Below are 14,688 nucleotides of genomic sequence, written 5' to 3'. Positions count from 1 at the left end.
AAAGAACAGACTAGATATGCTATATGGCTAATCAATTTCAGTAACGTTAAACTTTTGTGCGTTAATTTGTTTTTTAGGATTTTTCGCATGCCAATAATTTCCCCAAACCAAAAATTAAGATCATAAGTTAATAACCAAATGACGTGTAATTCTGCCATTAGCGAGTGACTGCAACACAAAAAAACAATGATGCATTAACAATGCGCATTACCAACAACGCAACAGATGGAATAATAAGCAAATCATTATCCATGTCATTGTTTTAAATCAGCCTTCAAGGCCAGTCACCTGAGACTTATCTTAAATAAATTGTCACGAATTGCTTCATGCAAATAATTAAGCTATTTTGGGAAAATGTTATAACAGAGATAAATTATCATGTTCCTTTTAACGTTATCCGCAATATTGATTGTTATTGCCGCTTACGCCATTTATCGCCATTTTAAAACACGTCGCACCAGCAGCCTGGATGCGAATCGTCGCAATAAAAAGCATTAACCCCTCCATTCGTTTTTTGTTTTACCCTCCCCTACTTTGCTTACTTAATCTCCGTTCGCCCACTCGCCAAAGCCGTGGGTAACGCCTTGCGGCTGTGCATCAGGTTTTCCTCGGCTTCAATCCGCGCCAACTGCTGACGCGGCGCCTGCAATCGGGTACAATTACAGGCTGTTTTCCGGAGGGGCGCAGTGCGCGACCCTCGTTCGTCATTTAAGGTATCCCGGTGAATATTCAGGCTCTTCTCTCAGAAAAAGTCAGCCAGGCGCTGATTGCCGCAGGCGCACCCGCCGATTGCGAAGCTCAGGTTCGTCAGTCCGCCAAGGCGCAGTTTGGTGATTATCAGGCTAACGGCGTCATGTCCGTGGCGAAAAAACTCGGCATGCCCCCGCGACAACTGGCAGAAAAAGTGGTGCAACTGCTGGATCTTGGCGATATCGCCACTAAAGTAGAAATCGCCGGCCCGGGCTTTATCAATATCTTCCTGACCCCAGCCTGGGTGGCACAACATGCCGACGCCGCATTGCGTGCGCCGAAACTGGGCATTGCGCCGGTCGAGCCACAAACCATCGTCATCGACTACTCGGCGCCAAACGTCGCCAAAGAGATGCATGTCGGCCACGTGCGCTCCACTATCATTGGTGACGCGGCTGCTCGTACCCAGGAGTTCCTCGGACACAAGGTGATCCGGGCAAATCACGTCGGCGACTGGGGCACCCAGTTCGGCATGCTGATTGCCTACCTGGAAAAAATGCAGAACGAAAACGCCAGCGAAATGGGCCTGTCCGATCTGGAACAGTTTTATCGTGAAGCAAAGAAACACTACGACGAAGATGCACAGTTCGCCGAACGCGCCCGTGGCTACGTGGTCAAGCTGCAAGGCGGCGATCAATACTGCCTCGGCATGTGGCGCAAGCTGGTCAACATCACCATGGCGCAGAACCAACTGGTCTACAACCGTCTTAACGTTACCCTGACCGAAGACGACGTAATGGGCGAAAGCCTGTACAACGCCATGCTGCCTGGCATCGTTGAGGATTTGAAAGCCAAAGGGCTGGCGGTGGAAAGCGAAGGCGCGACCGTGGTGTTCCTGGACGAATACAAAAACAAGGATGGCGAGCCGATGGGCGTCATCATCCAGAAGAAAGACGGCGGTTACCTGTATACCACCACCGATATCGCCTGCGCCAAATACCGTTATGAGACACTGGGTGCCGATCGGGTGCTCTACTACATCGACTCCCGCCAGCATCAGCATCTGATGCAGGCCTGGACCATCGTACGCAAGGCCGGATACGTGCCGGACTCCGTCTCGCTGGAACACCATATGTTCGGCATGATGCTGGGCAAGGACGGCAAGCCGTTCAAGACCCGCTCAGGCGGCACCATCAAGCTGTCCGACCTGCTGGATGAAGCCATTGAGCGCGCGGCGAAGCTGATCGCCGAAAAGAACCCGGACATGCCTGCCGACGAACTGAACAAGGTCGTCAATGCCGTCGGCATCGGCGCGGTGAAATATGCCGACCTGTCAAAAAGTCGCACCACCGACTATATCTTTGACTGGGATAACATGCTGTCGTTCGAAGGTAACACCGCCCCTTACATGCAGTACGCCTATACCCGCGTGGCTTCGGTGTTCAAACGTGCCGGCGTCGATGAAAACGCGCTGACGCTGCCACTGGTGATGACCGAAGAGCGTGAAATTGCGCTGGCAACCCGTCTGCTGCAGTTTGAGGAAACCCTCACCGTGGTGGCGCGCGAAGGCACACCTCACGTGATGTGTAGCTATCTGTACGATGTTGCCGGCCTGTTCTCCAGCTTCTATGAACATTGCCAGATTTTGAACGCCGACAGCGAAGCAGCGCGTCAGAGCCGTTTGAAGCTGGCGTTGCTCACTGCCAAGACGCTGAAAACCGGCCTGGATACGCTGGGTATCGACACCGTCGAACGCATGTAACGCCGCCCATCGGCAATAAAAAAGGGTCGCCAAGGCGACCCTTTTTGCATCTGCTGCCCCGTTACGCCGCTTTGCGGGCAAAGTCACGTGGACGGAAGCCCAACCCAGCCAGTACGCCGAAGTAAGCCACCACGCCGGCCACTACCACCACCGCCAGCCGTAATAGGCGTTCCAGCATATTGCCGTGATCCCAGGCCGGCATGAACCACATCACGCCCACCAGCACCGCCGACATGACCAGGACCGCCACCAGCAGCTTGGCAAGGAACACCGCCCAGCCTGGCTGCGGCTGGAAGATATCCTGTTTGCGCAGCTGCCAGTACAGCAAAGAGGCATTCAGGCAGGCAGCCAGACCGATGGACAAGGACAGGCCGGCATGTTTCAACGGCCCGATAAACGCCAGGTTCATCACCTGCGTCATGATCAGCGTAATAATGGCGATTTTCACCGGCGTTTTGATGTTTTGCCGCGAATAGAAGCCCGGTGCCAGCACTTTCACCACGATCAACCCCATCAGACCGACCGAATAGGCAACCAGCGCACGCTGCGTCATCGCCGCGTCGAACGCGGTAAATTTACCGTACTGGAACAAGGAGACCGTCAGCGGTTTGGCCAGAATGCCCAGCGCCACCGCGCTAGGCAACGCCAGCAGGAAGCACAGGCGCAGTCCCCAGTCCATCAGACGTGAATATTCATCATGGTTGCCGCTGGAGAAGCTTTTAGCCAGTGACGGCAACAGAATGGTGCCCAACGCCACACCCAGCACGCCGGAAGGGAACTCCATCAGGCGGTCGGCATAATACATCCATGACACCGAACCGGACACCAGAAACGAGGCAAAGATGGTGTTAATAATCAGCGAAATCTGACTCACCGACACCCCAAGGATCGCCGGCCCCATCTGACGCATAACGCGCCAAACGCCAGCATCACGCCACTTGATACGCGGCAAGACCAACATGCCGATTTTCTTCAGATGTGGCAGTTGGTAACCCAGTTGCAGCACACCGCCAACCACCACCGCCCACGCCAGCGCCAGCACCGGCGGGTTAAAATACGGGGCGGCAAACAGGGCGAACCCGATCATGCTGACGTTAAGCAACGTCGGCGCAAACGCCGGTATCGAGAAGCGGTTCCAGGTATTCAGGATGGCCCCAACCAGCGACGCCAGTGAGATCAGCAGAATGTAGGGAAAGGTAATACGCAGCAACGCCGAGGTCAGCGCGAACTTGTCCGGCGTGTCGGTAAAGCCCGGCGCGGTGACAAAAATGACCCAGGGCGCGGCCAGCATCCCCGCCACCGTCACGATGGCCAACACCAGCGTCAACAGACCGGAAACGTAGGCAATAAAGGTGCGCGTCGCTTCTTCGCCCTGTTGACTCTTGTATTCTGCCAAAATCGGCACGAAAGCCTGCGAAAAAGCCCCCTCGGCAAAGATGCGCCGCAGCAGGTTGGGTAACTTGAACGCCACGAAAAAGGCGTCCGTTGCCATGCCTGCCCCAAAAACGCGTGCCACGATGGCATCACGCGCGAAGCCCAGCACCCGAGAGAACATCGTCATCGAGCTGACGGCTGCCAGTGATTTTAGTAGGTTCATGTGGTTTTGAATAATACCGTAAAATATCAACGCCTGCGGCAGCAGGCGTTGGTGTCAATAAAGTGGCTTCAGTTTACGCATCCATCAAAGAATAGCTACCGCCAACTGTTACATGGGATTACCTTACGCCGCCGCGTCGCGCAGCAGGCGCTCGATAACGCGTTGGGCACGGATCCCCTGCTCGCCGGCAGTTTCCGGCACGCTCTGGTTGCCTACCGCCTCGATAAAGTGACGCACCGCACCGTCAAAGCCGCGTTGCGCCAGGGTGGACTGCCAGCCCGGCACCGGCTGCTCGACGATGCCACGGGCGTCTTCTCGCAGCCACTGACGCATATCATGCAACTGATAGCACGCACCGTCGGTTACCGCCTGTACGCTTTCGCGCTGGCTGCCCGCCCGGCGGTGCATACTGGTGGTGATCAACATCTCACCACACTGGAAGTGGTGCTCGGCGTACAGCATTTCGCCGGCGGCGGTGGCCTGCAAATGGCCGCTTTGCAATACCGCCTGTTCGCCGCCCAGCCAGAGCGCGGTGTCAACCACGTGCAAATAGTCGTCCAGCAGGGTAAAGCGCATATCCTGCGGCCCAACGCTGTCGCTGCGGTGTTTATCCATGCGCAGCGAGGTCGGCTGCTGCATTTGTTGTTTCAACTGGCGATACAACGGGGCGAAACGGCGGTTAAAACCCACCATCAGCGTCTTGCCACGCGCCTGGGCAAGTTCGATCAGCTGTTCACCTTGCGCCACCGTTTCTGCCAACGGCTTATCAACATAAACGTGTACCCCCTGCTGCAACAGCTGTTGCACCACGGCAAAATGGCTGGCGGTGCTGCTATGAACAAACACCGCATCACACTGTTCGGCCAGCGCATCCAGGCGTGAAAAGCAACGCATGCGATAGCTGTCGCATACCGTCTGCGCTTTCTGCTGATTGGGTGAAAAACCGCCCACCAGCTGCCATTCCGCCGCCTGGCTCAGGATCGGCAAATAGGCCTTTTGCGCGATCCCACCCAGCCCGACCATGCCAATACGCAATTTACTCATTTTCGCTCCGCGCCATCAGTTGTTGCAGTTGCTGTTTCAACAGCGCCACCTGTTCTTCCAGTGCCGCGACCCGTTCGCCCAGCATGCTGTCATCCACGCTTTCCTGCACCTCCTCGACCGGTGTAATCTCGCCGCTGAACAGGTGCATAAAACGGCTTTCGCGCTTGCCCGGCTCACGTGCCAACCGCACCACCAACGGCCCGTCTTCACGGCTCGTCAACTGCTGTAACAGCTGTTCAACCTCGCCGACGTCGCTGAAATCGTGCATGCGCGCGGTTCGGGTCCGCAATTCGCCCGGCGTTTGCGCTCCGCGCAATAGCAGTGTGGCCACCACCGCCACCTCGGCCGGGGACAGTTTAAGCTGGCCGAACTCCGAATTGCAGAAACGCTGCTCGTATTTGACGACCCGATTGCCAAAGCCATTTTGCGTACGTAAAAAATGCCGTTTTACCAGCAGATCGAGCAGTTGCTGGACTTCGCTTTCAGTCAGATCCATCACCGGATCGCGATTGGTTTTTTGATTGCAGGCCAGCGTGATGGCATTGAGAGACAGTGGATATTGATCCGGGGTGGTGACCTGCTTTTCCAGCAGACAACCAATAACCCGGGCTTCTTTGGCGCTTAATTGATATTTCATTTTCTGGCCTCAGCGTGGCGGTAGCCATTCTTTGTTGGTCAATGCGGTCAACACGTGATCCTGCCACTGCCCATCGATCAGCAGATAATCCTTGGCATAGCCTTCACGTTCGAAACCGAGCCGGGTGAGCAATGCGCCGCTGCGGTGGTTGTGCGGCATATAGTTGGCCATGATGCGATGCATGCGTTGCTGGCGCAGCATATAGCGGATCGCCGTCTGCAATGCTTCATGCATCAACCCTTGCCCCTGCCATTTTTCCCCGAGCGAATAGCCGAGGAAACAGGCGTGAAACGAGCCGCGCAGCACATTGCTGAAATTCGCCACGCCGCGCACCTCGGTTTCATCCGGATCGAGCAGGATGAAATAGTAGGCGCTGCCCTGCTTTTGCATTTCGGTGATCATGCCAAGACGCGCCTGCCAGCCGGAAGGATAGCAATGGCTGTCGTCGCGTACCGGTTCCCACGGTTTTAGAAACGCGCGGTTTTCGGCGTAATACTCCGCCAACCGGTAGGCATCGCGTTCATGAACCAGGCGGACAACCAGCCGGTCGGTGGTAAGACGTACTTTTGGTGATGCAGAGCGATAGCCGAACATCATTTCCCCCGCGGTCAGGACGGTTCTGATAAGAGTGTTGATGGGCGCGCATGCGAATGCCAATATCCAGAATTGTTGCTCGCGCTATTTTCATTGGCCGGCGCAGAACCGCACTTGCCCTTGATTAATATAACCTTAGCCTGCCCCATAGGTAAAATCTCGCCCGCTCAGTAAATAACCGTTCACGCGGTTTTTTGGCGCTTTACGCCGATTTCCGCCGTTTTTGTCGGTCAGCGCAGGTTATTCTGCCGCTGCCGCCGGCAGAAAATGCCATTATCAGAGCGGCACTTTTAATCATTTCATGCCCTGCCGGGTGCTAAGTCACCAGAAAATCTGCCGAATTTACCATAGCTGCTATTCTGATAGTAAAAATATGACCCAGGAGTCGTTGGCATGTCCGAAACTAACTTACCGCAATTGTTAGAACACATGGTTCTGAACCTACGCATGATTTATGCGCGATCTACGCTGATAGAAAAAACGCTGGCACACATCCTCGCCGCGGATCCGCCGTTGAAAAGCGAGGTGATCAAGCAGCTACAGCTGGTCAGCGCCAGCAGCGAACGCGACAAGATCGATTTGGAGCAGGCCCGCCTGCACTTGATTGAAGTGCTGAATGCCGTTCCAGCCAAAAAATAATCGCTGACGGCCCGGGTTTTCTACGCGGGCCAGGTCACATTACGCACCTTGCAACAAGAATCTCGTGCGACAGTCTCAGTATGCTGTGATAACTATTGCAGTAAAACCAGAGAACCGGGAGCAAGCATGAAACTGTTTATTTATGACCATTGCCCATTCTGCGTAAAGGCGCGCATGATATTCGGCCTGAAAAACCTGCCGGTACGCTTGATCACGCTACTCAACGACGACGAGCTGACACCCACCAATATGATTGGCAAAAAGATGGCGCCGATTCTGCAAAAAGATGATGGCAGTTATCTACCGGAGAGCATGGATATCGTGCACTACGTCGATCAATTTGACGGGCAGCCGTTGCTGAGCGGAAAAACCAACCCGGCGATTGGCGAATGGTTGCAACAGGTTGCCGACTACAGCGCCGAGCTGCTGCTGCCACGCTTTGCCCAGGCGGATTTTGAAGAGTTTGCCACTGACAGCGCCCGCGAATACTTCACGCATAAGAAACAGGCGGCGATCGGCGACTTTAGCGCCCACCTGGCCAACAGCGCCGACCTGATCCGCCGCCTGGAACGCGATCTGCAAACCCTGTCGCCGCTGATCGTTGCGCCTGATGCGGTAAATGGCCAACTGTCGGAAGACGATATTCACCTGTTCCCGCTGTTGCGCTCGCTGTCGATCGTCGCTGGCGTATCGCTGCCAGACAACGTCGAAGCGTACCGTAACCGCATGGCCGCCCGCAGCGACGTTCCGCTGTTGCTGGACATGGAAAACTGACCGCCATTCGCGATAATGGAGTAGCGCGCAAATGTTGAAAATGGTGTTGGTTACCGCGCGCGATCGCGCTCGACTGGCAGAGATTTCGGCGGTACTTATCCGCTACGGCTTGCAGGATGTGGTAAGTCTGCTGGGGCTCAATAGCCTGTTGGGCGCGGCAGTCGGCAACCGTCGCGATGACGGTAGCCAGCAGTCGCTGCCCGAGCGCCTGCGTGCCGCACTGGAAGCGCTGGGGCCTACCTTCGTCAAATTCGGTCAGATCCTGGCGACCCGCTCCGACCTGCTTGAGCAAAACTGGACCGATGAACTTGACCGGCTGCACAGCCAGGCGGCGGTGCTGCCCTGGGAGGCGTTGGAAGGCCAGATACGCGCCGATCTGGGCGCCGACCCGCAGCAGGTGTTTGCCGAATTTGACACCCAGCCGCTGGCCGCCGCGTCGATGGCGCAGATTTACCGCGCCCGGCTGCACAGCGGCGAAGCGGTGGTGGTCAAGGTGTTACGCCCAGGGCTGGCGAAGACTATTCAAGCCGATTTGCGCTTGCTGGCCTACCTGGCTGAGGTGGTGGAACAGCAAAGCCCGGCGCTGGCTCGCTATCGGCCACGCCAGATGATACGCGCACTGGCAACCGCCCTGAGTCATGAACTGGATCTGACGCACGAAGGCAATAATTGCGATCGGGTCGCGCAACAGTTTGCCGCACACCCCGAGGTGGTGGTACCCCGAATTTACTGGCAGTGGTCGTCTAAACGGCTATTGGTTCAGGAATTTTTACCCGGCGTCGCGCCGGAAAACCCGCAGCAACTGGCCCATGCCGGTTTCGACGGCCCGCTGTTGGCACAGCGTGGCGCGCAGGCATTTATGCGTATGGTGCTGGAACACCGCGTCTATCACGCCGATCCCCATCCCGGCAACGTGATGGCGCTCAGCGATAACCGCGTTGGTTTTATCGATTTCGGCATGGTCGGGCAACTTTCCCAGCGGCGGCGTAATCAGCTACTGCGGGTATTACAGGCCATTGCCGAGCGGCAAAGCGACGGCATCGTTAATACGCTGATCGCCTGGTCAGACGGGCATCAGCTTGATGTGCTGGATCTGGAGCTGGCTGCACAGAACTTTCTCGACAAGCAGGCCTCTGCCACGCTAACGCTGGGAAAGGCGTTAACCGATTTACTGGTTATGGCGCGTGAGCATCAGTTGGCGTTACCGCCGGATCTGGTGTTGCTGTTCAAGGCATTGATCACCGCCGATGGCGTATTGCATCGACTGGATCCGCAATTCGATATCATCGCCACGCTAAAACCGATGCTGCAGCAGGTGATGCTGCAACGCCATACGCCGGAGGCGTTGCGCGAACGTATGCTGGCGCTGGGTGCGGAGGCGCTGGATGCCGGCGACGAACTGCCGCAAACCGTTCGGCTGTTGCTGAAACGGTTAAAACACGGGCGAATCGGCGCTGATATCAGCGTTAATAATATTGGCGATCTCAGCAAGTCATTAGAACGCGCGGCGGTCACTCTGGCGATTGCCATTGTCACCGCCGCGTTCGCGCTTGGGCTGGCGCCGTATCTGATGCAGTCGACCTTACGCCTGTGGGGACTGCCGCTGTTCCCCACGCTCGGCGGGCTACTGTGTCTCGCCGGGGTGGTGTTACTGCTACTGCGTCTGCGCCGCTGAACAGTTTCAGCGTTATCCGATAGGCGGTTTCGCGTTTCACACGCACTATCGTTGCGCATCGCGTTTAAACCTTGGGTTCAATGCAGCTGAATGTTTATAATGAAAATCAATCGATTGACTGCCGTTGTTCCGTTGGCGGTATTATGAGGCATGTATGAAAAAAATTTTTATGGGCGTCGCCGCCCTGGTGTTCGCCGGCGTGATTGCCGGCTGCAATCAACTGACGCAATACACGCTCAGCGAGCAGGAAGTGAACGATTACCTGCAAAAACATAATGATTACCAGAAGCAGCTTGGCGTACCAGGACTGGTGGATGCGCATATCGTACTCACCCAGCTACAGAGCCAGATTGGCCGCAGCGAGCCGGGCAAGGTGACGCTGACCGGTAATGCCAAAGTTGATATCACCTCCATCCTCGGTCCGCAAAAAGCCGACATGCAGCTGACGCTAAAGGCGCAGCCGGTATATGACCGCGAGAAAGGCGCGATTTTCCTCAAGGATATGGAGCTGACGGATTATAAAATTCAGCCCGAGAAAATGGACACGGTAATGAAGGCGTTAACGCCTTACCTGAATCAGTCGCTGAAGAGCTATTTCGATCAGAAACCGGCCTACGTGTTGAACCCGGAAAACAGCAAAACGGAAGCCATGGCGCGCAAACTGGCGAAAGGGCTGGAAGTTAAACCAGGGCAATTGGTCATTCCCTTTACCGACTAATCCACCGTTGGCGCAGCACAGGCTGCGCCTTTTACCCTTTACTGTTCGTCTTGCGCTGCGTCATCGTCGCTGTCTTCATATTCCGCCAATTCGTCACGCATAGCCTGTAAGGCATCACGTGTAATCAGCGCCAGGGTACGATAAAAACCGCTGGTAGCATGTGCCTCCACCTTGCCAAGAAAACGACCACACCACGGCAACAGATACTCATCAAACAACGTAATCTGCGCCTGCGCTTCATCTTCCTGCGACTGGTCTTCCAGCCATGAGGCCGCCAACAATAAAGAACCGAAGTGATCGGCCGGTGCGTCACTCAGCGGCATGCCACGCTGTTGCAGAAACGCCCGAACGTCACTTTCTGTCGCACCTTCGACATAGGTCGAGCGGAACGGCGATACGCTGCATTCGTTACCCACGAACAGCGCATTAAAATCGGCGGCCAGCAAATGCGGCTCGCAGCCCTGCTGCAAACGCGTCAGCAGCTCATCTTGTTCAAGCGGCCAATGCTGTTGCAGCTTCCCCTCCTGAATCAGCGCAAACAGCGGCACCAGCAACGGATCTTGTGGTTGGCGGTAAAACAGCGTACCCAACACGCGACAGACGATGGAAAACTCATTCATGATTAAACCTTATGCAAAACGGTAAATTTTGCCGTGACGATGTCACAAATCCGCCAATTCCGCAATCGCCGGCTTGCCACGCTGCTCAAGAAAATTCAACAGACGTCGTGGACTGACGTTAAGAATGCGCTCCTGTGGGAATTCCACCTCGGCAAGGATGCGCTCACAATGCTCGAAGTTGCCCAGCGACATGGCAATGTGCGAATCGGAGCCCAACGCCAGCCAGCCGCCGGCGTCACGTACCGCAGCGGCGATACGCCGACAATTGGCTTCGCTACCTTTTCGAGAGTGGGTAAACGAGGAGTTATTCAACTCCAATGCGACGTTATAGCGTGCCGCCGCGGCAGCCACCTCGGCAATGTCAATCGGATAACGCGGGTTTCCCGGATGGCTGATGATATGCACATCCCCCTGCGCCATGGCGGCAATCATCGCCTGGGTGTGCGTTGCCTGATCCTGCGGCGCGAATACCGGTTCGTGGAAGCCGGCAATGATTACGTCAATGGCCGTGAGCATCGGACCGGTACAATCAATGTCGCCATCGCAGTTTTTGATATTGGCCTCAATACCGCGCAGGATACCGACACCGTCAACCAGGCGCGGCCATACGTGCATATTCATAAAGTGCCAATAATGTGGCGCATCGGCCATATCCGGTCCGTGGTCGGTAATGGCGAACAGTTTGATGCCTTTCTGCCTGGCTTCGGCAATATAATCATGCAACGTGCTGTAGGCGTGGGTACTGGCGACGGTATGCATATGTAGATCAACGGGATACATTGGTTCTCCTTCTTGATTGCCTGTGCTTGCCACCAGCCACAGGCTCAGTCTCTGTTTAGCATAGCAGCTTACGCCGGCCATCTGCTGGCATTAATAGCCGCGGGCCAGGTCCACCACTCCGCTCGGCGTCCGCCCGGCCTCTATCGCCTGAATATTGGTTGCGATCATGTCCATCGCCTGCTGCGGCAAGGTAATCGCAGCAATATGCGGGGTTATGGTGACACGCGGATGACACCAGAACGGATGTTCAGCCGGCAACGGTTCACGGGCAAAAACGTCCAGCGTCGCTGCGGCAATCTGCCCCTGCTCCAGCGCCGCCAGCAGATCGTCCTCCACCAAATGCGCGCCACGCGCCAGGTTGATCAGATAGGCGCCCGGAAGGAGATGGGCGAACAGTTCGCGGTTAAGCACGCCGGCGGTTTCCGGCGTATTGGGCAACAGATTGATAATCAGTCGGCTGCCGTCAAGAAACGCCGCGCGCTGGCCTTCGCCGGCAAAACTGGTGACGCCTGGGATCTGCTTGGCGCTGCGGCTCCAGCAACGTACCTCGAAGCCAAACTCCACCAGTTTTTGCGCCACGCTTTTTCCCAACACCCCGGCACCGAGAATGCCGATGGTGAAGTTTTCCTGCTGGTGCGGTGCCAACGGTTGCCACTGTTTTTGCTGCTGCAACAGTTGATACTCATCGAAACGCCGGAAATAGCGCAATACATAGCTTAACGCGTACTCCTGCATCTGTTGTGCCATGCCGGTATCTTCCAAACGCACCAATGGCACGCCAGCCGGTAGCGTTCCGGGTCGTAACCGCTCCTGCTGCAAGATGGCGTCGACGCCGGCGCCGAGGGCAAAAATCCCCTTCAGACGCTGCCGGTTGGCCAGCATTTCGAATGGCGGTTGCCACGCCAGCGCATAGTCCGCCGGCTGGTCGTCCCCCGGTAGCCATTGACGTATGCTGGCCTGCGGCAGGCGTTGCCGCAGGCCGTCGAGCCATGGCTGCACGTCAAAAAAAGGATGATAGAAAATGATGTTCATCGACGTTGCTCCGTTGTTTTCGTTTTGCTCCAGACTTCCGTGATTCGGCGGCAGATGCAAGAATTAAACGCACAAAAGAAAACAGCCCCGACCAGTGGGGCTGTAGAACGCAATCAGTCCCCTTTACTGCGACACTAGGCGGCGTTGGCTTCGCGGCGAATCAGGCGGCGCAGCAAAGGGATCAATACCAGCAGTACTACCGCTATCGCTACCGCCCCCCAGCCCAGCAAACCAAAGATGTGGCTGTAACCGGGGTTGGTCTGTAATGGCGTACTGCCACTGTTTTCCGGCATCAGACCCGAGACATATCCCGCCAACACCGACGCCACGCCGGTCACCATCATCCAGCATCCCATCATTATCCCTTGATAACGTGGCGGCGCCAGTTTGCCAATCATCGCGTAACCAATCGGCGAAATCAGCAACTCACCGATACTTTGCAATAGATAGCTGATGACAATCCATTTGAACGCCACCATGCCATCGCCGCCGGCCATGCTGATGCCCAAAGGCAAAACCAGCATGCCAAGGCCGATACAGAATAGTGAGGCGGCAAACTGCAAGGGTATGTCAATGCTGCAGCCGCGTGCGCGCAGACGATTGAACCACCAGGCCAGCAGCGGCCCGCCAACGACAATCACCAGCGTATTGATATTCTGAATCCACTGCGGTGCCACCCGCATGCCATAGACGTTCAGATCGATATTGTGTTCGGAAAACAGCATCAGCCCCATCGGCGCCAACTGATACAGCATCCAGAATACCAGCGAACCCAGCGCCAGAATCAGGTAGGCAAGCATACGGCGACGCTCATCGCGTGGAGAATGGCGCAATGTTATCAGGCACAGCAGCAGAAAAATCAGCAGGCCGAGCACAATGACAAAGTGCCCGCTAAACTCGGCGTGCGTCAGCATCAGCCGAATGATCGGCACCAGGGCAACCAGTACCACCAGACCGATCAGCATACGTTGGCGATATTGCCCAGGCGTAGCCTCATGCAACGGAGTATTGATATCGGCCAGAATGCGCCAGCGGGTAGCGGCCACCACAATGGCGGCCGCATTGCCCAGCGTGGCGAACAGGAACAGCGCGCGATAATTTTCGGTCAACTGAAAATAGCCGGCAACCGAGAACCCGACGAAAAACCCAAGATTCATGCCGGCATAATTCCACAGGAATGCCGATTCACGGCGATCGTCTTCTGGGTGGAATCTTTGCGTCAGCATCATATTGATGCAGGTAACATTCAGCCCACTACCGGTGAGGAACATCGCCAGCCCCCAGTACAGCCCCGCAACGCCAGCAACGGCAATCAGCGCGCAGCCAATCACCTGCAACACCATTCCCAGCACGAACAGATTGCGATTGCTGAGGAAGCGCCCGCCGAGGTAGCCGCCGAACATGTGGAGACCGTAATTGAAGGCACCAAACACCCCCATCATGGTATTGGCGCTGCTTTCACTGAATCCCAATCGTTTGGTGGCGTACAGCACCAGGGTCGAATACAGCACGGCAAATCCGAGCGTGGCGAAAATCTGGATAAAAAACAGCGCGCCCGCGCCAGGAGGGATGGCATGACGCTGCTGCGCTGCCGGAATGGAGTCTGATAAAGTCAAAGCAACCTCTACTGCATTATTATTTAATCGATCGGTTCCTGCCTGCTGGTCGTTACGACCGGCACGGCCGCCTGAGCGACGTTATAAATTCCTTGCCAAAGTCGCCGCACCAGCCCGAGCATTTAGCGACACATCTGACTAATAATCCAGTATTAATGCATACAACAGCAAAACAATCGCATTAAATGCTGGCGAATTACTCCACCGAGCCTCAGATTGCTCAAATATCGGCCTGCCCACAATCCTGCGCAAAACACGGTAAAACAAGCACCGGCAAGCGAGGAAATACAGCGCATATCGTTCGTGAAATCAGCAAATTGCTGCAAGTTTGGCTAAACGATCGCAGAGTGCTCACAAGGGTATTGACGCTGGAATCAGTTTCTCCTACATTAGCGCCCGTCGACAGCGCAAAGCGTTGCCGACGACAATATGGTGAGGTGTCTGAGTGGCTGAAGGAGCACGCCTGGAAAGTGTGTATACGCGAAAGTGTATCGAGGGTTCGAACCCCTC

General features: G+C 55.9%; 13 protein-coding genes. 5 read left to right on the top strand and 8 right to left on the bottom strand.

The annotated features are described in order from the left end of the window. Positions 1–721: 721 nt before the first annotated feature. Positions 722–2,452, top strand: a complete 1,731-nt coding sequence (gene argS, locus ACCC84_RS09840; protein ID WP_004962068.1) for an arginine--tRNA ligase — start codon at positions 722–724, stop codon at positions 2,450–2,452. Between the two features lie 61 nt (positions 2,453–2,513). Here the strand turns inward: argS and murJ are convergent, their stop codons facing one another. The 4 genes from murJ to rimJ all read right to left on the bottom strand — a co-directional run bounded on the left by murJ (position 2,514) and on the right by rimJ (position 6,324). After that, positions 2,514–4,049 (bottom strand): murein biosynthesis integral membrane protein MurJ, encoded by a 1,536-nt coding sequence (gene murJ, locus ACCC84_RS09835; protein WP_004962065.1) that lies wholly within the window; start codon positions 4,047–4,049, stop codon positions 2,514–2,516. Between the two features lie 123 nt (positions 4,050–4,172). Continuing rightward, the gene (locus ACCC84_RS09830) at positions 4,173–5,093 is read right to left on the bottom strand and encodes a Gfo/Idh/MocA family protein (protein ID WP_004962062.1); all 921 of its coding nucleotides are present in this window, start codon (positions 5,091–5,093) and stop codon (positions 4,173–4,175) included. Further along, positions 5,086–5,730 carry a DUF480 domain-containing protein gene (locus tag ACCC84_RS09825; protein ID WP_198772863.1) on the bottom strand — a complete coding sequence of 215 codons (645 nt, stop codon included), beginning with the start codon at positions 5,728–5,730 and terminating at the stop codon, positions 5,086–5,088. The genes ACCC84_RS09830 and ACCC84_RS09825 overlap by 8 nt, the downstream gene beginning before the upstream one ends. Positions 5,731–5,739: 9 nt before the next feature. Next, positions 5,740–6,324, bottom strand: a complete 585-nt coding sequence (rimJ, locus tag ACCC84_RS09820) for a ribosomal protein S5-alanine N-acetyltransferase (protein ID WP_039992030.1) — start codon at positions 6,322–6,324, stop codon at positions 5,740–5,742. A 393-nt stretch (positions 6,325–6,717) separates the two neighbouring features. Here rimJ and ACCC84_RS09815 point away from each other — a divergent pair, with 393 nt between their 5' ends. From ACCC84_RS09815 to ACCC84_RS09800, 4 genes are all read left to right on the top strand, one after another. Further along, positions 6,718–6,963 (top strand): hypothetical protein, encoded by a 246-nt coding sequence (locus ACCC84_RS09815; protein ID WP_004962051.1) that lies wholly within the window; start codon positions 6,718–6,720, stop codon positions 6,961–6,963. Between the two features lie 126 nt (positions 6,964–7,089). Beyond that, complete coding sequence (gene grxB, locus ACCC84_RS09810) at positions 7,090–7,737, top strand: glutaredoxin 2 (RefSeq protein ID WP_004962048.1); 648 nt, start codon at positions 7,090–7,092, stop codon at positions 7,735–7,737. 31 nt (positions 7,738–7,768) lie between these two features. Further along, complete coding sequence (locus tag ACCC84_RS09805; protein ID WP_004962045.1) at positions 7,769–9,412, top strand: ABC1 kinase family protein; 1,644 nt, start codon at positions 7,769–7,771, stop codon at positions 9,410–9,412. Between the two features lie 154 nt (positions 9,413–9,566). After that, on the top strand, positions 9,567–10,130 hold the full coding sequence (locus ACCC84_RS09800; RefSeq protein WP_004962044.1) for a lipoprotein: 564 nt from the start codon (positions 9,567–9,569) through the stop codon (positions 10,128–10,130). A gap of 38 nt (positions 10,131–10,168) precedes the next feature. Here the strand turns inward: ACCC84_RS09800 and ACCC84_RS09795 are convergent, their stop codons facing one another. The 4 genes from ACCC84_RS09795 to ACCC84_RS09780 all read right to left on the bottom strand — a co-directional run bounded on the left by ACCC84_RS09795 (position 10,169) and on the right by ACCC84_RS09780 (position 14,160). Beyond that, positions 10,169–10,750: a TorD/DmsD family molecular chaperone gene (locus ACCC84_RS09795; RefSeq protein ID WP_198772865.1), complete on the bottom strand. Its 582-nt coding sequence runs from the start codon at positions 10,748–10,750 to the stop codon at positions 10,169–10,171. Positions 10,751–10,792: 42 nt separating this feature from the next. Beyond that, positions 10,793–11,530 (bottom strand): phosphatase, encoded by a 738-nt coding sequence (locus tag ACCC84_RS09790; protein ID WP_273869852.1) that lies wholly within the window; start codon positions 11,528–11,530, stop codon positions 10,793–10,795. A 90-nt stretch (positions 11,531–11,620) separates the two neighbouring features. After that, positions 11,621–12,562: a glyoxylate/hydroxypyruvate reductase GhrA gene (ghrA, locus tag ACCC84_RS09785; RefSeq protein ID WP_004962035.1), complete on the bottom strand. Its 942-nt coding sequence runs from the start codon at positions 12,560–12,562 to the stop codon at positions 11,621–11,623. Positions 12,563–12,696: 134 nt separating this feature from the next. Then, positions 12,697–14,160 (bottom strand): peptide MFS transporter, encoded by a 1,464-nt coding sequence (locus tag ACCC84_RS09780; protein WP_182646444.1) that lies wholly within the window; start codon positions 14,158–14,160, stop codon positions 12,697–12,699. Positions 14,161–14,688 lie beyond the last annotated feature (528 nt).

Source organism: Serratia odorifera, from assembly GCF_041448735.1.
Lineage (GTDB): Bacteria > Pseudomonadota > Gammaproteobacteria > Enterobacterales > Enterobacteriaceae > Serratia_F > Serratia_F odorifera.
Note: the sequence above shows the minus strand (reverse complement) of the source record. Positions and strands in the feature narration are given on the sequence as shown.